Origin of the sequence: Emticicia sp. C21 (assembly GCF_003418935.1) — a bacterium.
Taxonomy (GTDB): domain Bacteria; phylum Bacteroidota; class Bacteroidia; order Cytophagales; family Spirosomataceae; genus Emticicia.
Genome location: NZ_QVMT01000001.1, coordinates 344294 through 368542 on the forward strand (window position 1 = coordinate 344294; position 24249 = coordinate 368542).

Here is a 24249-nt window from a genome sequence, read left to right on the forward strand (position 1 = left end):
ATAAATCAAAAATTATGTTGCGTTTACTTACAAATAAATTCTTATTAATAGCCTCATTATCAATCTTTTCTCTGACTTTTTCATTCGCACAAGAAGGGCATGAAGGCCATCATGAAGCTAAAGAAGGAGCTGCACACGAAGAAGAAGCTTTTAACATCGGAGAAATGATCATGCACCACATTTCTGATTCTCATGAATGGGAATTTTCGCACGGTGCCACTCTTCCGCTTCCGGTTATCCTTTACACAAAAGAATATGGTTTAGAAGTATTTTCTTCAGCCAGATTTAAAGAAGGAAACAACGTTTACAATGGTTATATCAACCTACACGAACACATTCACAGATTAAGCCCTGATGGCACAATAGATGAAAATATCCACGTATGGGATTTTTCCATTACTAAAAACGTAGCTTCATTGATTTTAAGTGCTATCATTCTGATTGTGTTAATGTCAACAGTAGCCAAAAGTTTTAATACTAACAGAGGTAAAGCTCCTAAAGGTATTCAATCATTTATAGAGCCGATTGTACTCTTTATAAGAGATGAAGTAGTTATACCAAATGTTGGCCCAAGATATGCCAAATATCTGCCATATTTATTGACTTTATTCTTCTTTGTATTAATTAATAACCTTTTAGGTTTATTACCTGGTGGTGCTAACGTAACTGGTAACATTGCCATTACGATGATTCTTGCACTTATTACATTTATCATCACACATATTAATGCAAACAAACATTACTGGTTGCACTTGGTAAAACCTGAGGGTGTACCTGTATTGATGTTGCCGTTGATGTGGGTGGTTGAGATTGCCGGTGTATTTATGAAACCTATGTCTTTAATGATTCGACTTTTCGCCAATATCACGGCTGGTCACATTATCATTCTAAGTTTATTAGGTCTGATTTTCATCTTCAAAAGCTTTGCTGTAGGTGGTGTAGTTACTGTATTCACCTTGTTTATGAATGCCATCGAGTTATTGGTTGCGTTCTTGCAGGCTTTTATTTTTACCTTATTATCGTCAATGTACATTGGTAGTGCTATTGAAGAGCATCATCATGCAGACCACGGTCATTGATAATTGTTTTGTATTTATTGTTTCACTCATATAAATTGTTTAATCATGTCTTTATTACAAGTTCTTTTACAAGCAGGTGCTGATGCAACTCGTGGTTTCGCAGTAATGGGCGCAGCAATTGGTGCTGGTCTTGCAGCTATCGGTGCTGGTGTAGGTCTTGGCCGTATCGGTGGTAGCGCGTTGGAAGGTGTAGCTCGTCAACCAGAAGCAGCTAACAAAATCCAAACGATGATGATCATCATCGCTGCCCTTGTAGAAGCCGTAGCGCTTTTTGCAGCCGTAATTTGTCTTTTGATCTCTTTCAAATTAGTGTAAGAATCAAAAGTAAACGACTCTGATTAAAATCCTGTACTATTCGCATTAGGCGTTAGTACAGGATTCAATCTAACATCTGACGGCAAGTGTAAAGTAGTTTATAATAAAATAGTTGTTATAGATAAGAAGTCTTTACAAATCAAATAATTAAAATAAAATCTTTTAACTGATATGGAATTACTAACCCCCAGCCCGGGATTGATTTTCTGGATGCTTTTGGTTTTTGGTATTTTAGTTTTCTTCTTAGCGAAGTTTGCATGGAAACCTATCTTAAGTGCCTTGAAAGAACGTGAAGATTCAATTGAGTCGGCTTTAAGAATGGCAGAGGAAACACGTGCAGAAATGGCTAAATTGAAAGCTGACAACGATAGAATTATTGCTGAAGCTCGTTTAGAACGTGATAAGATTATCCGTGAAGCTAAAAATGCTTCTGATAATATGTTGGCTGAGGCCAGAGAAAAAGCAGTAACGGAAGGTGCTAAAATTATTGCTGATGCGCGTGAAGCGATTCAACAAGAAAAAACGGCTATGGTTGCTCAAATGAAAAAAGATGTAGCTGCGTTCTCTATCGAAATCGCAGAAAAGGTTTTACGTAAAGAATTGACAGACAAAAAGGCACAAGAGTCATTAGTAACAAATCTTATTTCGGAAGCGAAATTGAATTAATCGGCTTAGTCTATCAGTTTACTTATCGCCGTTAAATAAAAAATGTTACTTTTTTGCTATTTTGTTGTTAAGCTATTGCAAAATAAGTGTTCCAAAATTTGTTTTTTTGATAGAGTCGGTTGTATTTTTGTATAAATATATGTTGCAACCGAGAATTTAGTTTTTTACATAGAAAAAATGGCAGATTCAATAGTTGCATACCGATACGCTAAGTCATTATTTGATTTGGCAACAGAAAAAAAAGTTGTAGATAAAGTAAACGACGACATGTTGTTGTTTCAGAAAATTTGCGACGAAAATAGACAATTTGCTGTTGTTATGAATAATCCGATTGTTCGTCACGACAAAAAATTAGGAATATTGAAAAATATTTTCGAAAATCGCGTCAACGATGTGACATATTCAATATTCAACGTCTTAACAAAGAAACATAGAGAGAATTTGATATACCCGATCGCCGAAGAATTTCAGAAACTGTATAACGATCAAAAAGGTATCCAAAAAGCTACAATTACTACTGTTTCACCATTGACAGATGCCCAACGTAAAGAATTTACAGATTTGGTTGCAAAAGCTACCAAAAAAGATGTAATTTTAGAGGAGAAAATCAATGAAGAACTGATTGGAGGTTATGTGTTGAAATTAGAGGACAGACAAGTAGATACTTCTATCAGAAAGAAATTAAATGATTTGAAACTAACATTAGCATAAATATTGCATTATGTTATAAAGAAATTAGTTTTCATGGCTATAAAGTTGAGAAATACCCCCGAGCTTCGGGGGTTTTTTCTTTGTATACAGTCTACAATAGTTCTGTTAAAGGATTCCAGAAAAGCTTATTAAAATCAACCACCTTATCGTTTTCTACTTTTACTCCTTCTTCCTCTAATCTCTCCTGCATTACGTTGCCTCCAAAGTGATGTTTACCGCTTAAAACCCCATTACGATTTACTACCCTATGTGCAGGTACGTCAGGCATATTATGACAAGCATTCATCGCCCAACCAACCATCCTTGCTTCTGTCCTAGAGCCCAGATACTGTGCTATAGCCCCATAATTGGTTACTCGGCCCACTGGTATCAACCGAACGACCTGATATATATCATCGAAAAGATTTTCTTGAGATGTTGCCATTGAGTGGACGTTGTCTTGAACTTTGATTTAACTGATTAACCTGATTGTAGTGATTAATTTGAACAGATAACTAATTAGATTGAATGCGTATGATTTAAATACTATTATTTGATTACTAATTCAAAAATCCTATTAATCATTAAATCAGTTAAATCAAAGTTCAAGACATTAATCGCACAGCTACTAAATCACTCAAGTCTTCTCTTCTATCTCCTTCTCCAGAGTCTTATACCATTCTTCTCCATAAAACCTCGTTAGAGGCTCTTTAAGGAATTTGTAGACAGGCACACCTAGCTTATCACCTAATTCACAGGCATCACTGCAGATAGTCCAGCGGTCATAGTTAACAGCATGAAACTTATCGTATTTAGTAATACGGATCGGATACAAATGACAGGAGATTGGTTTCTTCCATGAAATTTTACCATCCAGATAGGCCTGTTCAATACCGCATTTCAGAATACCTCTTTCATCGTATATTGCGTATGCACACTCACGGTCGCCGATGGTAGGTGTTGAGAAGTCATCTTCCCAATCTTTAATATATTTCCCTTGCTCCTCAATGGCTTTTATTCCGGCTTCAGAAAGATAAGGTTTTACTTGTTCGTATATCTCTTCGAGTATCGGTAGTTCAGATTCTTCTAAGGGTGCCCCTAAATCTCCCTCCACACAGCAAGCGCCTTTACATTTTTCTAAATTGCAAACAAAGAATTTCTCTGCCACATCATCACTAATACAAGTGTTGTCTATTAATATCATTACTCTAAATGCAATAAAATATGCCATACTAAGAAGCATGGCATACTTAAACTGTAAAATTATTTTAACTTACAAAGATACGTTAAATCTTTCTGATAATTAGCTTCTGCCCTATCTTAACGTTCTTGTCGTTCATATTGTTCCATTCCTGAATTTGCTTCATGGCTACACTATAACGCTTAGAAATACTAAATAGCGTTTCACCTTTTACTACCTGATGCGTAGCCACACCCCCTGTCTTTTCAGTTCTTGTTGGTGCTGTAGACACCTCATTTGATGCACTTACAGAGCCCGTCCTTCCTTTACTACTTACAATGATTTCCTGGCCTACTTTTACACGTTCATCAGTACCGAAGCCATTCCATGCAGCTAAGTCTTTTACAGACACTTTATACTGGCGTGCGATGCTGTAAAGCGTTTGGCCTACATCAACTGTATGTACAGAAGTTTTAGAAGCTGAGGAAGTTGCTGTAGTTGCAGGTGAAGTTTTCTTTACTTCTGTTGTAGCGGGAGAATTCTTAATCGTAACATTCGGATTTACAGCTGCTGGCTTCACTGGCGTTGTGGTAGAAGAAGCATAACCAGTATTATCTTCATCTTCTGCAATCACCACTATATCGTCTTCCCCACTTTCCTCTTTTGTGTTTACTGTTTCGGCACTGGTAGTTTCCTTTACAGGTTCGCTCTTAGGCTGTGGTCTTTTAGTAGTCCTCTCGATTACAACCGTTTCCCCTGGATTTGTCATGGCTTCTTCCGGACTTGGTGTTTTCTTAGATTTGTTATTTTTTGCCACAGTTTCCTCTCCGTAATTTTCCATTACAGGTATTTTACGTTCAGGTTCCTGTTCTTTTATACCTTTAACACCACTGCCCTCTAGTGGGTCATTTTTTGGGCGTTTCTTTTGCAAATATACAACTTGCCCTTCCTGCAAAGATTGTGAGGTTCTCAACCGGTTAAATTTCAACAGATTTTTCAGTTTCACACCAAACATCTGCGAAATACTCCACATGGTTTCACCAGATTGGACCTGATGCTTTTCTATTGGCCCTTTACGCAGTTTTCTTTGTAGATAGTATACTTGCCCTTCTTCCACAGCATCTCTATCGTTCATATCATTGAAAAGCAAAAAGTCCTTGATTTTTAACTTTCCTCCTCTAGCCAAGGAAGCAATATCATCACCAGGTTTAGCAAGAATCCCTTTCATTTCATTGATAGTATAGAAAACAGGATCTTCTTCATTATTAACCTGCATAGTGACACGCTCCAATACCGGATAATCTCTATGCTTAATTTCCTCTTGCTTAGTTTTGGAACCCTTACTTGCCACCACATCCGGCTGACGACCAATTTTAGATTGTACTTCATCCAATCTTGTCACAGGTACTAGTATAGCCACTGAATAATCATCAGGGATAGTATTGGTTTGCAACCACGAATTATGCTTTTTAAGGTCTGTTACATCTACATCAGCCATTGAAGCCACCTGTGATAAAGTTTTTCCTTTACCTTTACGGTATTCCACGAAAGCAAAGGAATTATCTTTCATTCGGTTCATACGGTATTCAAAGGCAATGCGTGCCGCAACAGTCTTTAGTAAGTAGCGGTCTGTACGACCATCAAATTCAACCTTTGAGGCATTGTTCCATTCTGAGGGCACTATTTTACTGATACCACCCGCACCCAACATATAAGAATAAAGCGTAGAAATCCAGTTTTTGTAAATCTGATTATTGCGTTTCAGATAAGCTGCCGCAGCTCTGGTGGAAGCGTAAATATTTTTTCTTTCATCAATATCACTGTCTACCCGCAAGCCCATTTCCTGGGCAGTGCTGGCTTTCATTTGCCAAAATCCAACGGCATTGGAACTAGAAACAGCATCAGGCAATAAAGAACTTTCAACTACGGCCAGATACTTGAAATCGTCAGGTACTTTTTCCAGTTCGAGAATACGTTCAATTACCGGAAAATACCATTGGATTCTCTGAAGTTTATCCAATACATATTTATTCTCGGGAATTAATAAAGTAGAGACTTCTTTTTGAACGAGTTTTTGGGCATCGGCATCTAGTTCTACGGTTATACCCGCAAAATCAACTTTTCTGGATACCTCAGGTAAGCCGGGCTGTTGAGCAATAGCCGCATACATGCTTACCAGAAAAAACGAGAAAGCTAGCGTTTTTTTCATGGAATTAGGAAATTATAATTTAAAGCACAATTTATATAAAATGAGGTGTTTGGAGACCTCTTAATTACTTTTTTGAAATCTTGCTATACAATGCCTTTGGTTGTGCGACGTCCACTCACCGGCCGGGCTCGCTATTTTGAAAACGCTACTACTTCTTCCTTAACACCATCAATCCATCACGAATAGGAAGAAGGATATTTTCCACACGCTCATCATCCTGAATTTTCTTATTGAAATCTCTGATGGCCAATGTATCTTTATCTTTCGCCGATGGGTTGCTCACTTTTCCACTCCATAATACATTGTCGGCAATGATATATCCGCCGGAACGTACCTTATCGAAAACCAGATCGTAATAATTGGTATAATTCAGTTTGTCAGCGTCTATGAAAACAATATCAAATGAATCGGCTATAAGCGGGATAATCTGCATCGCATTTCCGATTCGGAAATCAATTTTATCGTTTAACGGAGATTCTTTGAAGAAATCCCGTACAAATTCCTCTAATTCTTCATTGACATCAATCGTGATGATTTTCCCGTTTTCTGCTAAACCCTCAGCCAGACATAAGGCAGAATAACCAGTGTAGGTACCAATTTCAAGAATAAGCTTTGGCTGAATCATATGTGACAACATCGACAGAAAACGCCCTTGCAGATGCCCCGAAAGCATCCGGGACTGTAAGACCTTGGCATGAGTTTCACGGTTCAGTTTACCCAAAAGGTCATTTTCAGGCGTAGTGTGTTCTACGCAATATTTGTCAATATCGGAGGGAATAAATTCCATCAGGAAAGCATTTTTATACAAAAATAGAACAATTCTGAAAAAACCAAGTATTACACGGCCTTTTTTTGCCCTAATACCTATTAAACGGTCTTTTTATAAAGATTGTTTTTTATAACTTATTGGTCCTACTTCTCAAACTAAAATCGGCTAATACTAAGGCTGCCATTGCTTCTACAATCGGTACAGCACGTGGTAATACACAAGGATCATGGCGACCTTTGCCTGATACTGTTACTTTTTCACCTTCGTCATTCACACTCTCCTGGTCTTGCATAATAGTAGCCACTGGTTTGAAAGCCACTCTGAAATAAATATCTTCTCCATTAGAAATACCACCCTGAATACCGCCTGAGTGATTGGTTTTAGTATGTACTTTACCATCTTCACCCATGTAAAACTCATCATTGTGCTCTGAGCCATATAACTCAACGCCATCAAAGCCACTGCCATATTCAAAGCCTTTTACAGCATTGATACCTAACATGGCTTTGCCTAACTCTGCATGGAGTTTATCAAATACTGGTTCTCCCCAACCTGCCGGAACGCCCTTAATCACACAGGTAATAATCCCTCCTATCGAATCACCTTTTTTACGGGTTTCATCAATAAAATCAAACATTTCTTGTGCCACTACTTCATCAGGGCATCGCACGGCATTATCGTCGGTTTTTGAAAGGTCTAATTCCCAGTATTCTTTGCCTAATTTGATTTTTCCTACCTGAGATACATACGCTTGTATAGTAATTTGTTGAGAAGACAATAAAATCTTGGCCAATGCTCCTGCAGCTACACGTGCCGCCGTTTCACGGGCAGAACTACGCCCCCCACCACGGTAATCACGTACCCCATATTTAGCCGTATAAGTATAATCGGCATGAGAAGGGCGAAATTGATGGGCTATATGGCCATAATCTTTAGAGCGTTGGTCTTCGTTTGGAATCAGCAGTGCGATAGGGGTACCTGTTGTTTTCCCCTCAAATATGCCAGACAATACCTGAAATTCATCCGCTTCTTTGCGTTGCGTAGTAATGCGCGATTGTCCAGGTTTGCGACGGTCTAGTTCATTCTGAATAAATGCTTCGTCAAATTCTACTCCTGCGGGGTAACCATCTATCACTACACCAATGGCTTTACCATGCGATTCACCAAATGTTGAAATCTTAAAAATTGTTCCGTACGTACTACTCATGGGCGAAAAACAAAAACTTAAGTTATGTTATACTGCTAAACAGCTGTAAAATTACAAATACTACGTCCAAATATTTGGACCTAATATAATATATTTTACTTTTTAATCGAAAATTATACTTTATCTTTAATTTCACCTCTTTCTTAAACTTTTCTAACCCTAGCTATGTTGATACACTGCCTAATAATTTCATAAATGTCTGACAGTTTCTCAGCCAACATCACCATCAACGCTGCTCCCGCCAAAGTCTGGCAAACTTTAACCGATACTAAAATCATGACCCAATGGTTAGGTGATTCAGATATGGAGATAGAAGTGCACACAACATGGCAGATTAACTCTCCTATTATCATTAAAGGTTTCCATCATGTTCAATTTAAGAATAAAGGGGTTGTATTGGTCTTTGACAAGGAAAGGAAATTAAGTTTTACTCACCTCGATTCTGTCTCAGACCTACCTGATATACCTGAAAGTTATTCAACTCTTACATTTACTTTTGAGCCTATTGATGAAAGTACTCATTTGACTCTTAACATCCAAAATTTCCCAACTGAAAGTATCCGCAAACATCTTGAATTTTACTGGAAGACAACCCTGGTTATGATAAAGAACAAAGTAGAAAATTAAAAAAGATTGGAGGGATTAAAATCTTGTTGTGAAAAAACATTCTGCGTTAATTTCAGTTTAATAATACATTGACATTAAGAAAATATTAATTTTTCTAATTCTTCCACACACTAGCAGAAAAAATAGATTTTTACCGGCTAAAATCACACAAGCAGGCATAAAAAAAACCGACTCAATGCGGCCGGTTTTTATCTCAATAAACTAAACTAAACTGTATAAAATCTTTTCCGTTGTTTTAAACGGGTATATCTTTTTTGTCTTATTCCCGTCAGTAATAAACTGAACCTGGCTTATTTTGACATTCTAAATTCGATTAATAGAATTTTGAGCGGCAATGTTTCTATTTTATTTATTTTAAAACCCATTTGCCTGTTTGGCAAAACTCCAGCTTTGCCGTATAAAATTTTGTAGGCAAAATTTTCTTTATTTTTCACCTGATTATTCCAGATTTTTCAACCTGGTTCAAAACTTCAATTTTAACCTTTTCTCTGCCGACAGTAAAGAAATGAAAATTTTATTTTAATGAATCATTTTCATTTTTCTCTTAAACTCTTTCCAAGCGCAAAGTAAATAAGTTTATGCCATATAATCCAAATACACCTCTATTCCTCCCTATCAATTGTCCTCTTTTGTCACTTATTTGCACGCCAACCACCACACTTATCCTTTCTTTATCACAGAAGAATAAGAATTACAACGAACACAATTATTGACAAAAGATCTGGGAACATTCCCAAAAAGTACTGAGGGCAACGTATCAGTCGGACGACTGAAATTAAACGAAGTAGTAAGCGTTTGTCTATACGTGTGTGTGATTTCAGCACTATACGTTAATAGTAACGGATTTATTCTTCTATATGTTGCAAAAGGAATAAAAAAATTAAAAGAAATTAATCGGATATTAACCTCCGGTTTAAAACCATAGTTAAAAACAAGATTTGACACTCTACTCTGAAGAAAATTGCTATCTACTACTACCAGCTTATGTCTTTGGAGAAGACACTTATAGCTAGTCTGGGCATTATTACGCCAGGAAATAGTAAATAGCTTTTTCATAATATGCTTTTCATAATCGTAATACAAACATACTAATCTAGTGGGGTTGTATAGTAACCCAATTTGGGTGATTGTGATGAACGGCGAACAATGGATTTGTTAAAATTTGTTAAAAAATAACTCCACTCCCTAACCCCTCTCTCCACAATTGAGAGGATTAAGGATTAGATTATTCAAAAAAAATCCTATCTCAAGCGGATAGGATTTTAAAACTAACAAACTGTATGTAAGCCTCAAAATTGAGGGATTATCCGTTGGTCTGAATCCTGCGATTTTCTTCTTCCGATCCTCCGTTTCTTCTGCGTGCAGGGGCTACTGTTGATTTACCAAAACGATAGTTGAATGCCACCGTTACCACTCTACTATCCAAGCGGCGGCGAAGGGTCATATCCATATTCTGGTATTTCACAATCATGTTATTTCTTTGGGTTAAGAATGGGTCGCTAACACTCAATTTCAGCGTGCCTTTGCGTTGCCATAGCTGCCTTTGCACACCTAAAGCTATTTGTGCCTGCGAAAGTATCTTGAATGTTCCGAACAGAAATGGTGACTGGTAATATCCTGTCAACTCGGCATTCCAGTTCTTACCAATAGTAAATGTATTGGTTGAGTTAAAAAAGAAAGTCGTGAGTTGCTGCCTGAATTCTCCATCCAGGAATTTGCCCCAATATCGGTTGTTATAATTCTCAAAATACAGGTTACCATTCCACCATTTAGTGTATTTCACTGGAATAGAGATATTATATCCGATAGTTTCCAGGTTATTGAGGTTTTGTTGCGACTGCGCTGCTACTTTAGTGACATCGTTCTGAATCAATACCGTTGAGATAATGTCTCTGGTGCGGCTATGGTAAAAGGTAATGTTGTACTGTTGCTTAAAAGCATATGTCAGCTCTGAATTAAAGGTAAATTGTGGCTGTAACTGAGGGTTTCCCTCACGATAGACATAGATGTCTAAAAAGAATTTAAACGGATTTAAGTCCTGATAGTTGGGGCGTTGGATACGCCTGCCAACATTCAAGCTTAACTCATGGTTTTTGTTAATTTCCTGACGAATAAAAACCGTTGGAAACAACTGGAAATATTTACGGCTAAAAGTTGCATTAGTTGATAATTGTTTGCCATCTGCAATAGTCTGCTCTCCACGTAGCCCTAATTGAATACCCGTTTTCTGAAACTTGGTATTAAAATTCACATACCCTGCATTGATATTCTCGTGATAAATAAAATGATTGGTACGAGTCAAATCCACTACCTCTACCCCATCCTGTACCAGATAATACTGGGCATTGCCATCATTGCTTACGAAACTGCTTTTTGCCCCTATTTCAAATTTAGTTTCCTTACCCAATGGATGTATGTAATCCACTTTAAATGTTTTTATATCAATATCCGATGGCAAATCACCTCTCAAAATATAGGGTGATGGCAGGTTTTGTCCGGGCATATAAGTGGTCTCGGTGGTGGAATTTTGAATTATCTGCTGATTATAGCTTGCATAATCAAAGTCGGCAGTTAGTTCTTTGCCGGTGCTGTCAAAAGTATGTTTCAGGTTCAGATTCAGGGTATAGTTTCGCCAACGGTCACGGTTCGAGTTATTGGTAACATTACTATTGGTAATAGTACCATTTGGATCTCTGAAATCGCTTGGCGTACTGGCTTTTACCAAAATATTATTTAGTATGCCATTTACATTTGCCCCTATGGTAGTTTTACGGCTTAAGAAATAATCTACTCCTATTTTTAAATTCTGAGAACTGAAATGAGGTAATTGGGTAGGTCTCTGGGTCAAGGTCGAGACACTTCCATCTCCTGCAACAAACTTCCGGTTAATAACCGATCTGTTTTCTCCTGCCCTGTTTACCTGAGTAAGATTGCCGAATAAATTCCATTTTTTGTCACGGTAATTCAAATTTAATCCTGCATTTTGCTTAAAACGTAAACCTTGCCCAACACTCAGATTGACACTGCCATTCATGCCCAGTTTTTTATCCCGTTTCATACGAATATTGATAATACCAGCATTGCCTGTGGCATCATACTTTGCAGATGGATTGGTAATGAGTTCTATTTTCTCAATCTGATTAGCAGCCATTCCACGAAGCATATTAGCTAAATCTGTAGTTGAGAGGTTAGTAGGTTTGCCATCCATCAATATTAAGACCCCTTGCTTGCCTTTCAGCGAAATATTACCATCGGCGTCTACTGTGACACCCGGTGCTTTTTCTAATACTTCAATTACGCTATTGCCTGCTGAGGTAATGCTATTCTCTACATTCAGCACAATTTTATCAATCTCACGCTCAATGAAAGGCTTGGTGGAGCGAACGGTCACTTCGCCTAAGGCCTTGGCGTCAGTCATTAACTCAATTGCAGAAAGTTTGATGTTTTTATTATCAGTACTTAACCCAAAAGTCGGAGATTTGAACTTCTGATACCCCACTTGTGAAACCTTTACGAAATAACGTCCTTCGGCAATGTTTTCAAAACCAAAATTCCCTAGCTGGTCTGTAATAGCTGCTTTAACAAGTGTTGAATCTTTTTCGCGGTGAAGTGTAACGTTAGCAAATTCCACTAATTTCTTTGCATCGTCATTTACCTGTCCCTCTACCTTGCCAGTTAGAGTCTGGGCGTATATGGGTATAGTAATATTCAGCAAGTAAACAGTTAATAGCTTTTTCATAATAATGCTTTTTCATATTCGGTAAAGCAAAAATAGAGCGCTATTGCCTGATTGTTTTACCCCATTTTGGGGGATTTAGAAAAAAACACCCGCCCCTAGCCCCTAAAGGGGTACAAAAACAAAAAACTCCATTCAAATTTTAATTTGAATGGAGTTTTAGTTATAGTAGAACCTGTCGTTCCCCTTTAGGGGTTAGGGGCGTTTTATCTCCTTCAGTAGTTCATCAACCGCTGCCTTCAATTGGTCGTCGGTACCTTTGGCTAGCCAGTCAGGTTGATTTTCTACAATGATATCTGGTATGGCAGCTCCTAATTCCTGATTTTTATCTGTTGCCTTTGTAAACCAGCCACGACCTGGCAAACGAACAAATGAACCGTCCATTAATGATTTACCACCCGTTGAAATCACCGAACCATTGGTTGGTACACCTACCAATTTACCAACGCCTAAAGTTTTATAGGCATGAGAGAAAATTTCGGCATTTGAATAGCTACCCTCATTACATAAGGCAATAGAAGGTTTCGTCCAGGCGGCATATACCAGACGTTCACCAATCGGGTAATAACTTTTGAATTTCAGTTTATCTTTTTCTAAATCTTCACTTGCCCCTCTTGGAATGGTATAAGCATGTTGTTTGTAATTCAGAATCGTCATTAAATAATCGGTAGTTGAACCGCCACCGTTATAACGCACATCGATTACCAGCCCCTCTTTGCCAAAACCTGCAGCAGTAAATTCTCTTTCTACCACCTCAAAGCTTTGGAAGTCCATACTTCTGATATGGATATAGCCCAAACGACCATTAGAATATTTATCAACTAACTTTTTACGGTTTTCTACCCATTCTTCGTATAAATTATTGGTAATGCTCGCTGTCAGACGAATCACCACTTCTCTTGATTTTCCATCTGCCCCACGTACATTTAATAACACTCTTTCGTTTACTAATCCGTTCAATAAATCATAGAAATTATCATTGTCACTTACGGCCTGCCCGTTTACCGCCGTAATCACGTCACCCTCGTTCAACTTGCTTTTTTCTTTGTCGGCAGGTGTGCCAGGAACTACGTGTGCAACCTTTACGCCTCCGCTTACAGGTGATAATTCTGTCCCTATAAGTCCGGTAGCTTCTTTTTGCGTATCAATACGGTCAGTAACTGTCATACCCATGTGGCTGGAGTTTAGCTCACCTAGCAAGAGGTTAAACATATCTCTGAAATCATTGCTGGTGCTGGCATTGATAGCTCGCTCTTTGTATTTATCGTGCAGTTTTGTCCAGTCGTTGCCATGAAACTTAGGATCGTAGAAACCATCGCGAATCGTGCGCCATGCTTCCTCAAATACCTGTGTACGCTCGGCATTATAATCAATCTTCATCTTAGCCGTATATGGTAGTGTTTCAGTAGCGTTTGATTTCATATCAATTCTTCCTAAAGCCCCCATACGTGTATAATACAGGTATTTACCTTCTCTATCCATCGTTACATTGCTGGGGTTAGCACCACCTTTGGTGATTTCTTTCAAATCTTTGCCGTCCCATTTAACACTATACAAATCTCTACCCTTAGCTACACTTGTAGAAGTTGTATAATAGAAAGTTTCACCGTCTTTCGAAATCACTAACTCACTTTCTTCGCCCGGGAAACTGGTTACCTGCACAGTACGCTCATGAATTTTATCGAAGTCTATTCTGACTGGTTTGGGACCTTTTTTATCGGCTCCTTTTGCCGGAGTAGCAGGCTCTGGCGCAGGTGCATCTCTCTCCTGCCAATCTTGTGTCTCTTTTTCCCAATCTTCTTTTTTCAACCACACAAACCAAACATCGTTGCTGCGGCCTGCACTACGCCCTGAAATAAAGCCTAGTTTAGAACCATCAGCACTCCAGAATGGGCGACCATCGGTACGCGGATGCATCGTGACGTTGACAGGCTTTGTTGAATTATCTGCCGCCTGAATAAAAATCTCCTGATTAAAGTATAAATCGCTCATAGCATAAGCCAGCCATTTACTATCAGGACTCCAGGCAATGCCACCCGGACTATCCCAACTATCACTTAGTACTTTCTCGTTCGATAATTTTCCATCAGGATTAATATCAGCTACAACAAATGTTCCTCTACCACGCACATAGGCGATTTTCTTATTATCAGGTGATACTACCAGATTGGTTTCATCTCCTGCAGTTTTGGTAACTTGTACTAAGCCATGTTTCATCGATTTGAACACATTGCGTTGGGTTGTATCAATGGAACGAACCATATAAATATCGAAATTACCATTGACTCTATCACTCGTAAACAATAAAGTTGAGTCATTCAACCATGTTGGCTCTATGTCTCTGAAAGCATGCTCTGAAACATTAATGCTTCTTGCTTTTTCTTTATCAGCTTCTTTCAGAAATATCTCCCCTCTTATCGAAAAAGCTAGCAGTTTTCCATTAGGTGAAACGGCATAATCGCTTGCACCAGTGGTCAAAGTTTTTTGCTCGGTAGCATCCAGGCGGTCATCAGCACTAATAACAACATTTAATTTTTGAGACGAACCTCTTTCAGTTTTCATTATATAAAGGTTCATATCTTTCTCAAAAACAATAGAATTCCCATCAGCTGATATACTGAATGCACGGATTGACTCATCTTTATAATTAGTCAGTTTTTCAGGCGTGTTGCTTGCTTTTCCGTTTGCGTCCAGTTTCAGACGATAGATATTGTAAGCCCCTGATTCACTGCTCAGGAAATACAAGGTATTATTGCTGCCCCATTGAGGAAAAACATCGTTGGTTTCGAAACCAGGCAATTGTTGGTAGGTTTTGTTTTTGGTATCATAAATCCAGATGTCACGGTCAGAACTTCCTTTATATGCCTGACGGGCTACAGGGTTAATATCACCACGCTCAAAGGCCAAGAAACGACCATCAGGTGAAAGAACCGGATAGAAACCCACCGCATCTAAAATTCTTGATTCTGTACCTCCTTTTGGGCTGATGGCATATACTTCATTTGGGCGTTCGATTTGTCTGAACTCACGATTGGTCGAAAATAAGATTTTATCGGCTTGAGTCCAGCTTGAAATATTATCTGCCCCTGAATGGAAAGTGAGACGCTTAGGCATGCTACCCTCTGCCGACATCACAAATATGTCGTTGTTACCAAATCTGGCACCAGAAAAAGCGATTTGTTTACCATCGGGGCTAAAAACAGGATTTGATTCATAGGCGTCATGAATTGTTAAACGGGTAGCTTTGCCGCCTGAACCCGGGACTGTCCAGATGTCTCCCTGAAATGAAAAAGCCACTAAAGAACCATCTTTATTAATGGCGGGCTGACGAAGCAACAGAGTATTTTGTGCTTGCAGGCAAAAAACAGTTAAAAAGGTAATTGTTGAGGTTAAAAGCGATTTTTTCATTACTACTAATAGCTTGTTGATTAACCTTTAAATTTACAATAAAATCGCGTGGAGCACTACAAAATCAGATGATTTAGGTATAAGTTGAGATAAAATAACGAAGATGTAGGAATTATTATCTCTTTGATAGTGCTTTTAATTGGTTTAAAAAGATATAGAATAATAACAAAAAGGAATTGTCCCAGTAAAACTGAGGCAATTCCAAAGAATTAAAAGTTTATTTAGATACGATTTGAAAAATCATGATACCTATCAACCTCCTTTAATACGATTTAATTCGTCTTCTGAGCCACTTCTTCGGTTGCGGGCACCTTTAATTTCTTTACTACCGAAACGGTAGGTAAAGTTAACTCTCAACTGTTGAGATTCCCATTTGAAACGAAGATTGGTATAAACACCGGCATATTCAGAATGATACCCTCCTCTACCTGTGTTTAGTACATCAGTAAAGCTGACTTTTAAAGTAGCGTTATCTTTCCAGAATTTCTTTTGCACACCTGCATCCATTGTGCCCATCGCTCTGTTATAATCTATGCGACGATAAGGTGAATTATACCAGCCAGAAAGTTCGATTGTCCAGTTATTTTTGAGTTTAAAGGTGCTTTGCGCATTGGCATTAGCCGCAATAGTACTATTATTGACTTTAAGTCCATTCTTTAGGTCACCACGGAATATATTGTTATAGCCACTTACATTCACATATATATTCCACCATTTAGTAATATCTGTTGCCAGGCTTACATCAAGGCTGAATCCTTGGGTATAATCTAAGTTTTGAGCAATGAAGTAGGTACGACTCTCATCGTAAGGTAGTCTCAATCCTACTACCGGGAATCTTGTGCGCCAATAGCCTAAAGACGTAGTGAGTTTACCTTTATAGACGTGCGTTAGTTTAAAATTATTGGCATATTCAGGGCGTAAGAAAGGGTTACCTTTTGAATATACCAACTCATCGACGCGGTATTCAAATGGATTTAGATTCTGGTAGCTTGGGCGGTTAATACGACGGCTATAGTTCAGATTCAGGTTATGGTGCTCCGATAACTTATAAGAAATAGCACCACTCGGGAAAAGATTAATATAGCTTGTATCTACCTTATCCAGATCATTCTGCTTGTAACTGGTGAGTTTACCTAACGATTGCGTACGCTCGGCTCTCAATCCTAGTTGCAAATCCCATTTTTTACTTAATGATTTGTTATAATTAATGTAGGCTGCATACACACGTTCAGTATATACAAAGTTATTGCTTCTTTCAAAGTCTCTGACCTCGGTATCATTCAACACATTAAAGAAATCGAAAGTATTATCAGATTTCACATCTGACAGCTTAATTCCATAGCCTAGTTTTCCTTTCTTGAAAGGTTGTTCATAATCTATCTTGAATGATTTAATGCTAATATCAATCGGTGTCTTGGTTACGAAATTTCTGCTGAAAGAGGGTCTGTCAGAATTCGGAAACTCGTAGGTGTTGGGCTGATAACTTACCCCTCTTGAAGTAAAAATACCATAATCGGCATCTATATTCAGTTCGCGGCCTGTAGTATCGGTATAGCGATAATTCAGGTTGAAGTTCAGATTTTTGTTTTTCTCAGGATTTGAAGTCCGTGAGTTAAGAATAGCTGAATCCGGCTGTGCACTGTATCGGTCACCAATCAATGTCTGACTTTCACCACCGCCATTGTGGTCACTTACTCTGCCGTTGGCACTAAAACCCAAAGTATTTTTTGAATTGATAAAATAATCTATACCCACCTTGGCATTGTGAGAAGTATCGCGATAGATACCCCTCCAGGTTTTGTTGTAGGCAATATTATTCAATATCTGGTCGTCAAGTGTGCGGTTATGCCATGCTCCCTGGTTATAGCTATAATTACCAAATACATTGATTTTCTTATCACGATGATTCAAATTGATAGAACCATTCACTTTAGGCGTAATACCAAAGTTAGAGCCTAACGCTACATTGCCATTAGTACCAATTTTTTTATTCTTTTTCAAACGGATATTCACAATGCCTAAATCTCCCGCAGCATCATATTTGGCTGAGGGGTTAGTAATAACTTCAATGGCTTCAATATCCGCTGAATTCATACTTTTTAAAACAGATGCAAGGTCTTTTCCGCTCATTGGCGACGGGCGGCCATCAATAAAGATTCTTACTCCGGCCTTGCCTTTCACCAGAATATTTTCGTCCTTATCTACTTGCACCCCAGGCGATTTTTGCAGCAATTCTAATGCATTTAATCCGGTGGCATTCACGCTCCCCTCTACATTGAATACTATTTTGTCGTTTTGTACTTCTATGAGAGGTTTAGTGGCTACTACTTTCACTTCCCCTAATTGCTTGGTATCAGATGATACTGTAAATGCCTGAAACTCGACATCTTTATCTACCACCTCAAAAACAGGTGATTTGAAAGCACTGTAACTTACGGCAGTTACTTTAATAAAATACTTTCCGACAAGAATGTTATTGATTTTAAAACTGCCATTTTCATCGGCTATGTCAGCTTTTACAAGCGAAGAATCTTTGGTTGCGTGTACGGCTATGGTGGCAAACGAAACTACCTCATTCTGCTGATTTTTTACCTGACCTTTAACTGAGAAAGTTTGAGCATACAGCAACTGTGATATGCTCGTAAAGAGTAATACGAGTAATAAATTTTTCATGATACTTGTTATAGCTTTTCAATAATTTTGTGAATGGTCTCAGACACAAAAGACCTAAATGATTATAGATTATCCGGTTGTGCGATAACTATGCAATTTCATTGGGGCAAAGATAAGTATTAATGTTTACTTAAGAATCACCCAATTTGCGTTTAACACTTTTTAACTACGAATAATTTCGTAGCAAATATATTTCTCCTTGCTTAATCTTCCAAAATTTATTACGAAAAATTTCGTAGATGGTAAATTATAGGGATAAATGGCAATGGTTTTTAGTTTGCCGAAGTGGAAACTTATGCAGGGAAGAAAGGTTACAGAAAACCTTATTAAATTTTTAATCATACTTAATCGTCTTTTTCTTTAAGACGATTAAGTATAAAATTCATTACAAAGAAGAATACAATTAAATCATTCGATAAACCAGATACCTGATTTTTAGTGTACCGTCAATTTTACCAAGTCCTTGAAAATCTGCTTTTAATCTGAATGTAACCCAGAATGATTGCTTATGCAAACCATCAAATAAGGTGGCTTGCTCTACTTCTTTCACATCTGTAATTTCAATATATGAATTAGGCACTTCAGTAAATTGTTTTACTACGGTACCATCTTTTGTTTCATATTTTATTGAAGCATTCCATTGGTCATGCGTTTGTACACCTATTTTCTTAACACCAGCAGTGAGATATTGTCTGAATTTATCAACTCTCTCTGAGATTGTAAAATCCGGATTAGCTGAACCCAATACATGAAACATCCCACCAACATTCATTTCTATTTTCTTACCTGCAGCATTTGAGACTATAGTATTTAAAATCTTAGTTGATATAGGATCTGTTTCAGAAAGTAGGGTTTTAATCTCATTGCCATTCTCGCTAAGCTCATAGTGCTCATTAAAAATTGTGCCCTTAAATGAAGCTGTTTCTTTAGTAGTAGCATTGGTAATTTTCACATCTTTAGTAACAGTAGTTTTTTGACCATACTTATCTTCAACTGTTAAAAACACCGGATAGGTGTCGTTTCTTTCATACATAAACTCAGGGTTTGTCAAACGGCTTCTGTTTGGTGTTTTTGCATCGCTCCAATAATACGACAAACCAGTATCTGTGGACAAATTTTTAAGTCTTACTTTACCGTTTTCTGCAATTTCATAGGAGAAATCGGCTTTTGGTTCAGCTACCTTATTAGTAATATTTACTTCTGTTTCTACTGCGTTCGATGTGGCGGTATTAATAGCTTTAATGCCGACTTTGTAAATTCCGTTTTTTGCATATTTATGAGAAAAAGTAAAAATGGCATCGGCTGAAATTTCTTTAGGCTCAAATTGTTTATTTTCAGTTTTGCCATCTCCCCAGTCAATACTTACTTGAGTAGTATATTTATATGGAAACACTTTAAGGTGTATCACTACCCCGGCATTTTCTTCGTAAGTAGCACTTTTAAGCGACTGGATAAAGTCAGTGACTTCCGGAGTGACAGGTGTAGTTTCTTTTTTACAGGCCAATAGCAAACAAGCTATCGATAAAATAAAATACAGTTTTTTCATATTAGTTGTTATTTGTGTCGGTGATGAGGATTAAAATTACTCATTTTCTCTATTAACTGTCAATAGTAATATTCATAAATTGAAAAATATTTTTCCGTTCTATTTTATTAAAAACAAAACAGCCACTCTATCAGCATAGATAAAGCGGCTGTTCTTAATTATTCAATACTGTCAAAAATCCGTATTGGCCGTTTTCAAATCCAGTCTTTTAATCCAAATATTACGGTATAGCACATCATGTCCTTCGGCTTGTAATTTTAAGCCTCCCGGAGTATCAGTGATGCCTTTTCCACCATTATTTCCACCATCGATACCTGAATTCGGGCCACCCCAAACCTGACTGATCTTTTGGTTGACATGTACTTTCTTCCCATTGAAATACATCGTCACCATCGGTTGCTCTACCAATTTGCCATCTTTAAAACGAGCCGCTCTGAAAACTATATCATAGGCGTTCCACTTCCCTACCCCATTATAAGCATAGTAAGGTGATTTGGTTTCGTTGATTACCGCACCTAAACCATGCGAGGTAGTATCTCCATCTAATACCTGAATTTCATAGCGGTTCTGCAAATATACACCACTGTTGCCACCCGGCTTGCTGATGTAAAATTCTACGTGTGCTCTGAAATCACGGAAAGTATCTTTGGTTACAATATCTGCGGCGCCATATTTACCACCTGCAGCGGCCGGATCATTTGTATTCATGGCAGTGCCTTTACCGGCAGGATCATCTACTATAAACCATTTGATGGGTAAAGTAGCTGCTAATCTTGGACCTTCCCAGTAAGTCCACTTCTCATCAAGCATTTTACGGGTGCCATCAAAATATACTTCTGCATCTTTTGGGGCTTTTGCGCCTACTCCTATCTGTGCCTGGGCATAAGTACTCATGGCTAGTGAGAGTACAAAAAAACTTAAGAATCTATTTCTATTCATAGATTTTGTCATAATAGTTCTGGAGGTTAAATAGTTATTTCATTTGAAATGGTAAGAATACAAAATAAAAAAAAGATAATTCAATAAATGTGTCTAATTTTAACGTAACTTTCGTCAAAACAAGACGAAATAGGATAATTATAGCATTTGCTGGAAATCATTCACAATTAATCGAAGATATTCAATAAAGTTTTACTTGCTGCCTGTTATTTTTGCTTTACAGGTAAGAAAATGAGTTTAACGATTACTAAAACCTAACTATTTAACGAAACTGCATGACAAAGCTTAACTATCATATTATTCTTGCTGACGATGATGAAGACGACCGGACTTTTTTTAAAGAGGCACTGCTTGAAACAGAAAGCTCGGTGACAGTTAATACTGCTAGTGACGGGATAGAGCTAATGAATCTGCTCTCGCATACGTTACCCGATGCTATTTTCCTTGATTTAAACATGCCTTTCAAAAACGGACAAGAATGCTTGTCTGAAATAAAAAACAATAGGCGATATAAGAATATTCCTGTGGTTATTTATTCTACCAGTTCGAATGTCGACCAGATAAATTCCACCTTTAAAGCAGGGGCTAATCTATATATTTCTAAGCCTGACTCATACCTAAAACTAAAAATTATCCTAAAGAAAGTTTTTACTCTCAAATGCGAAGAGTATAAACCACAACCTGATAAAGAAAAATTTGTTTTAAAGTATTAACATTTTGAAGCATGTCTCTTTCCCAAGACAAGGCAGAAGTGAGCCTTTCTATACCCGAGGTTGCTACGCCTAACCTATTACATTTTAAACATATTCCTGCCTACGCACAATATCTTCTTACCAATAAACTGGAAGATTTTACGCGAACATCCCTGGCTATCTCCCGCGAGGTAAAAGTACCCTTATTAAGATTCTTTGAGGGCCTGCCGGAAGACGAACTGATAAAATTGTCTATTCAGGGTACACAAGATTATCTAGGCTATTTTGCCAATAATTCGATAGAAGAGTTTATTGACTTATCAATAAAAAGATGGGAAGAAAACCAGCTTCCTCTGGTACAGGACGATGAGGTTGTAGCCCAGGATATTTCTACGGTTAGCTTTACGCGAAGAAAAGCCTTACGCCATTTCTTACCAGATTATACCAATGATTTAAGACTCTACAATCATATTTTAGATGAGATAGACCTCTTTATAATGACGGTTGAAGAAAAGTCATACAATACGTTATTCAGTATCCAGCAACGGAAAATTAATGAACATCTCTATTTTATCGAAAAGGTAAACAATACCTTACCGGGTGTTGTGTATGTTTATGATTTACTGGAGCAGAAAGAGATTTATTCTACTAACAAAAGAGAAGAGTTGATTGGCTATTCAAGCGAAGAAATCCAGAGCTTTGGTAGCAATGTATTTGCAGCGTTGCTCCATCCTGAAGATTTAGAGAACAGACTCGAACATCTCGGTAATTTTTCTACAGCCAACGATGGGGAGATCCGTAGTATGGAATATCGGCTTAAACACAAAAAAGGTGGATACTATTGGCAACGGGTTTATGAAACAATCTTTAAAAGAAACGAAGAAGGCATACCGTCACAGATTATTGGTATGTCACTCGACATCAATAAGGAAAAAGATGCTTCACAGAAACTACAATTACGCGAACAACAGCTAAGTGAAGCGCAAGAAATAGCAGGATTGGGTAGTTTTGAATGGGATTTACAATCCCATAATTCTCTTTCTTCAGATCAATTACTAAAAATATTTGAATTAGAAGAAAGCAAAGACTACCTCACATTTTTACAATATGTGCACCCTGCCGATCAGAACCGACTCACTGCGGCAATTAATGAAGCTATAACTGGCGACGGTAAATATGAATGTGAATACCGCTACCAAAAAGGGAAAGAAAAAATAATATGGTCACGTGGGGTAGTTAGTTTTCAGGATGGGAAGCCATACAAAATGCGAGGCACGGTGATGGATGTTACCGAGCGGAACCAGATGCTTAATCAACTGGAACATACTATTGAGTTACACAAACAGGCACAAGCGCTGACACATATTGGTAACTGGAGCTGGGATATACCCAACAATAAAATTGATTGGAGTGATGAAATGTACCGTATTTATGGTCTTGAGCCCCAATCGGAAGAAATACATTTTGAGCGCTTCATTTCATTGGTTCATCCGGAAGATCGGGAACGTAGATTAGCAGAGATTCATAAGGCATTAGAAACATATGTAGCAGAAGATTATGTAATCCGAATTGTTTGGGACAATGGCACTACCAGAGTATTACAAGGAAAGGGTGAAATAATATTAGATGAATTTAATAAACCTTGTAAGCTAACTGGTACTTGTCAGGATGTTACTGAGCAGTATCATATTAATCAGCAGTTAGAGCAGAAAAATATTGAATTACAGAGAAGTAATGAGGAACTGACCTCATTTAATTATATCGCTAGCCATGATTTGCAAGAGCCATTAAGGAAAATCAAGCTATTCAGCAATCGTATTTTTGAGAAAGATTTTGAGAACCTCTCTCCTTCTGCTAAAGAGTTTTTGCCACGTATTATTACTTCGGCTACGCAGATGCAGAAACTTATCAATGATTTACTGGCTTTCTCTCGTGCTACTTCTGCCGATAAAGTCTTTGAAAAAACAGATTTGAACCTATTATTGGATGAGGTTAAGAACACTTTGAAAGAAAGCATCGAAGAAAAGCAGGTGTCTATTACGCATGCTAAGCTTCCCGAATTGAATCTTATTTCTTTCCAGTTTCAGCAATTGCTAGAAAACATTGTTGGCAATGCTATTAAATACAGTAAACCAGATATTGCCGTGGAAATAAAGATTAGTTCGAAAACAGTAGCGGGCAAAAACTATGTAAATCAAGGGGGTGTGGCAGGAAAAAATTATAATATGCTAAGCATTAGTGATAATGGCATAGGTTTCGACCAGCAATACGCTCAGAAAATATTTGAGCTTTTCCAACGCTTGCATAATAAAAATGAATACTCAGGCACAGGAATCGGCCTGGCTATCTGTAAGAAGATTATTCAGAACCATAATGGGTTTATTATTGCTGCAGGCGAGCCGGGTAAGGGGGCTACTTTTCAGATTTTTACGCCTTTGAATTAAACACTAAAGGTAAGATACCATAAAAAACTTGAAGCCAGGGACTTGGCGTCGCCGCAATGCCCTGGCTCT

Annotated in this window: 18 protein-coding genes; 7 read left to right on the top strand and 11 right to left on the bottom strand. The window is 37.8% G+C overall.

Annotated elements, in window-relative coordinates:
- Positions 1–14 precede the first annotated feature (14 nt).
- The 4 genes from atpB (at position 15) to atpH (ending at position 2771) form a co-directional block, all read left to right on the top strand.
- Entirely contained in the window at positions 15–1079 is a 1065-nt protein-coding gene (gene atpB / locus D0T08_RS01470) for a F0F1 ATP synthase subunit A (protein WP_116980790.1), read from the top strand.
- 45 nt (positions 1080–1124) lie between these two features.
- Complete coding sequence (gene atpE, locus D0T08_RS01475) at positions 1125–1394, top strand: F0F1 ATP synthase subunit C (RefSeq protein ID WP_116980791.1); 270 nt, start codon at positions 1125–1127, stop codon at positions 1392–1394.
- 171 nt (positions 1395–1565) lie between these two features.
- Positions 1566–2060, top strand: a complete 495-nt coding sequence (gene atpF, locus D0T08_RS01480) for a F0F1 ATP synthase subunit B (RefSeq protein ID WP_116980792.1) — start codon at positions 1566–1568, stop codon at positions 2058–2060.
- A gap of 177 nt (positions 2061–2237) precedes the next feature.
- Positions 2238–2771, top strand: a complete 534-nt coding sequence (gene atpH / locus D0T08_RS01485) for an ATP synthase F1 subunit delta (protein WP_116980793.1) — start codon at positions 2238–2240, stop codon at positions 2769–2771.
- Positions 2772–2862: 91 nt separating this feature from the next.
- Here atpH and D0T08_RS01490 read toward each other — a convergent pair whose 3' ends face one another.
- From D0T08_RS01490 to aroC, 5 genes are all read right to left on the bottom strand, one after another.
- Positions 2863–3195: an MGMT family protein gene (locus D0T08_RS01490; protein WP_116980794.1), complete on the bottom strand. Its 333-nt coding sequence runs from the start codon at positions 3193–3195 to the stop codon at positions 2863–2865.
- Between the two features lie 192 nt (positions 3196–3387).
- The gene (locus D0T08_RS01495) at positions 3388–3954 is read right to left on the bottom strand and encodes a DUF3109 family protein (protein WP_116981476.1); all 567 of its coding nucleotides are present in this window, start codon (positions 3952–3954) and stop codon (positions 3388–3390) included.
- A gap of 82 nt (positions 3955–4036) precedes the next feature.
- Positions 4037–6139 (bottom strand): LysM peptidoglycan-binding domain-containing protein, encoded by a 2103-nt coding sequence (locus D0T08_RS01500; protein WP_116980795.1) that lies wholly within the window; start codon positions 6137–6139, stop codon positions 4037–4039.
- Positions 6140–6287: 148 nt separating this feature from the next.
- Positions 6288–6926 carry an O-methyltransferase gene (locus tag D0T08_RS01505; RefSeq protein WP_116980796.1) on the bottom strand — a complete coding sequence of 213 codons (639 nt, stop codon included), beginning with the start codon at positions 6924–6926 and terminating at the stop codon, positions 6288–6290.
- 109 nt (positions 6927–7035) lie between these two features.
- Positions 7036–8115 (bottom strand): chorismate synthase, encoded by a 1080-nt coding sequence (aroC, locus tag D0T08_RS01510; protein WP_116980797.1) that lies wholly within the window; start codon positions 8113–8115, stop codon positions 7036–7038.
- A 195-nt stretch (positions 8116–8310) separates the two neighbouring features.
- On the opposite strand from aroC, the gene D0T08_RS01515 reads away from it, so the two are divergent.
- On the top strand, positions 8311–8742 hold the full coding sequence (locus D0T08_RS01515; RefSeq protein WP_116980798.1) for an SRPBCC domain-containing protein: 432 nt from the start codon (positions 8311–8313) through the stop codon (positions 8740–8742).
- Positions 8743–9402: 660 nt separating this feature from the next.
- Here the strand turns inward: D0T08_RS01515 and D0T08_RS27410 are convergent.
- The 6 genes from D0T08_RS27410 to D0T08_RS01540 all read right to left on the bottom strand — a co-directional run bounded on the left by D0T08_RS27410 (position 9403) and on the right by D0T08_RS01540 (position 20999).
- Positions 9403–9798 (bottom strand): hypothetical protein, encoded by a 396-nt coding sequence (locus tag D0T08_RS27410; protein WP_147322685.1) that lies wholly within the window; start codon positions 9796–9798, stop codon positions 9403–9405.
- A gap of 247 nt (positions 9799–10045) precedes the next feature.
- Complete coding sequence (locus D0T08_RS01520; protein ID WP_116980799.1) at positions 10046–12481, bottom strand: outer membrane beta-barrel family protein; 2436 nt, start codon at positions 12479–12481, stop codon at positions 10046–10048.
- A gap of 192 nt (positions 12482–12673) precedes the next feature.
- A complete protein-coding gene (locus D0T08_RS01525) occupies positions 12674–15886 on the bottom strand; it encodes a S41 family peptidase (protein ID WP_116980800.1) in 3213 nt (1070 codons plus the stop codon).
- A gap of 252 nt (positions 15887–16138) precedes the next feature.
- Positions 16139–18559 carry a TonB-dependent receptor domain-containing protein gene (locus D0T08_RS01530; RefSeq protein ID WP_116980801.1) on the bottom strand — a complete coding sequence of 807 codons (2421 nt, stop codon included), beginning with the start codon at positions 18557–18559 and terminating at the stop codon, positions 16139–16141.
- A gap of 403 nt (positions 18560–18962) precedes the next feature.
- Complete coding sequence (locus tag D0T08_RS01535) at positions 18963–20105, bottom strand: hypothetical protein (protein ID WP_116980802.1); 1143 nt, start codon at positions 20103–20105, stop codon at positions 18963–18965.
- 171 nt (positions 20106–20276) lie between these two features.
- Complete coding sequence (locus D0T08_RS01540) at positions 20277–20999, bottom strand: DUF1080 domain-containing protein (RefSeq protein ID WP_409012902.1); 723 nt, start codon at positions 20997–20999, stop codon at positions 20277–20279.
- Positions 21000–21319: 320 nt separating this feature from the next.
- Between D0T08_RS01540 and D0T08_RS01545 the strand changes: the two genes are divergently transcribed.
- On the top strand, positions 21320–21757 hold the full coding sequence (locus D0T08_RS01545) for a response regulator (protein ID WP_116980804.1): 438 nt from the start codon (positions 21320–21322) through the stop codon (positions 21755–21757).
- Positions 21758–21768: 11 nt separating this feature from the next.
- A complete protein-coding gene (locus D0T08_RS01550) occupies positions 21769–24180 on the top strand; it encodes a PAS domain-containing protein (RefSeq protein WP_116980805.1) in 2412 nt (803 codons plus the stop codon).
- Positions 24181–24249: the final 69 nt, after the last annotated feature.

What these genes read in the sequence shown, in the direction of transcription:
- atpB (WP_116980790.1), top strand. Translation starts at nt 15, where the DNA reads ATGTTGCGTTTACTTACAAATAAATTCTTATTAATAGCCTCATTATCA.
- atpE (WP_116980791.1), top strand. Translation starts at nt 1,125, where the DNA reads ATGTCTTTATTACAAGTTCTTTTACAAGCAGGTGCTGATGCAACTCGT.
- atpF (WP_116980792.1), top strand. Translation starts at nt 1,566, where the DNA reads ATGGAATTACTAACCCCCAGCCCGGGATTGATTTTCTGGATGCTTTTG.
- atpH (WP_116980793.1), top strand. Translation starts at nt 2,238, where the DNA reads ATGGCAGATTCAATAGTTGCATACCGATACGCTAAGTCATTATTTGAT.
- D0T08_RS01490 (WP_116980794.1), bottom strand. Translation starts at nt 3,195, where the DNA reads ATGGCAACATCTCAAGAAAATCTTTTCGATGATATATATCAGGTCGTT.
- D0T08_RS01495 (WP_116981476.1), bottom strand. Translation starts at nt 3,954, where the DNA reads ATGATATTAATAGACAACACTTGTATTAGTGATGATGTGGCAGAGAAA.
- D0T08_RS01500 (WP_116980795.1), bottom strand. Translation starts at nt 6,139, where the DNA reads ATGAAAAAAACGCTAGCTTTCTCGTTTTTTCTGGTAAGCATGTATGCG.
- D0T08_RS01505 (WP_116980796.1), bottom strand. Translation starts at nt 6,926, where the DNA reads ATGGAATTTATTCCCTCCGATATTGACAAATATTGCGTAGAACACACT.
- aroC (WP_116980797.1), bottom strand. Translation starts at nt 8,115, where the DNA reads ATGAGTAGTACGTACGGAACAATTTTTAAGATTTCAACATTTGGTGAA.
- D0T08_RS01515 (WP_116980798.1), top strand. Translation starts at nt 8,311, where the DNA reads ATGTCTGACAGTTTCTCAGCCAACATCACCATCAACGCTGCTCCCGCC.
- D0T08_RS27410 (WP_147322685.1), bottom strand. Translation starts at nt 9,798, where the DNA reads ATGAAAAAGCTATTTACTATTTCCTGGCGTAATAATGCCCAGACTAGC.
- D0T08_RS01520 (WP_116980799.1), bottom strand. Translation starts at nt 12,481, where the DNA reads ATGAAAAAGCTATTAACTGTTTACTTGCTGAATATTACTATACCCATA.
- D0T08_RS01525 (WP_116980800.1), bottom strand. Translation starts at nt 15,886, where the DNA reads ATGAAAAAATCGCTTTTAACCTCAACAATTACCTTTTTAACTGTTTTT.
- D0T08_RS01530 (WP_116980801.1), bottom strand. Translation starts at nt 18,559, where the DNA reads ATGAAAAATTTATTACTCGTATTACTCTTTACGAGCATATCACAGTTG.
- D0T08_RS01535 (WP_116980802.1), bottom strand. Translation starts at nt 20,105, where the DNA reads ATGAAAAAACTGTATTTTATTTTATCGATAGCTTGTTTGCTATTGGCC.
- D0T08_RS01540 (WP_409012902.1), bottom strand. Translation starts at nt 20,999, where the DNA reads ATGAGTACTTATGCCCAGGCACAGATAGGAGTAGGCGCAAAAGCCCCA.
- D0T08_RS01545 (WP_116980804.1), top strand. Translation starts at nt 21,320, where the DNA reads ATGACAAAGCTTAACTATCATATTATTCTTGCTGACGATGATGAAGAC.
- D0T08_RS01550 (WP_116980805.1), top strand. Translation starts at nt 21,769, where the DNA reads ATGTCTCTTTCCCAAGACAAGGCAGAAGTGAGCCTTTCTATACCCGAG.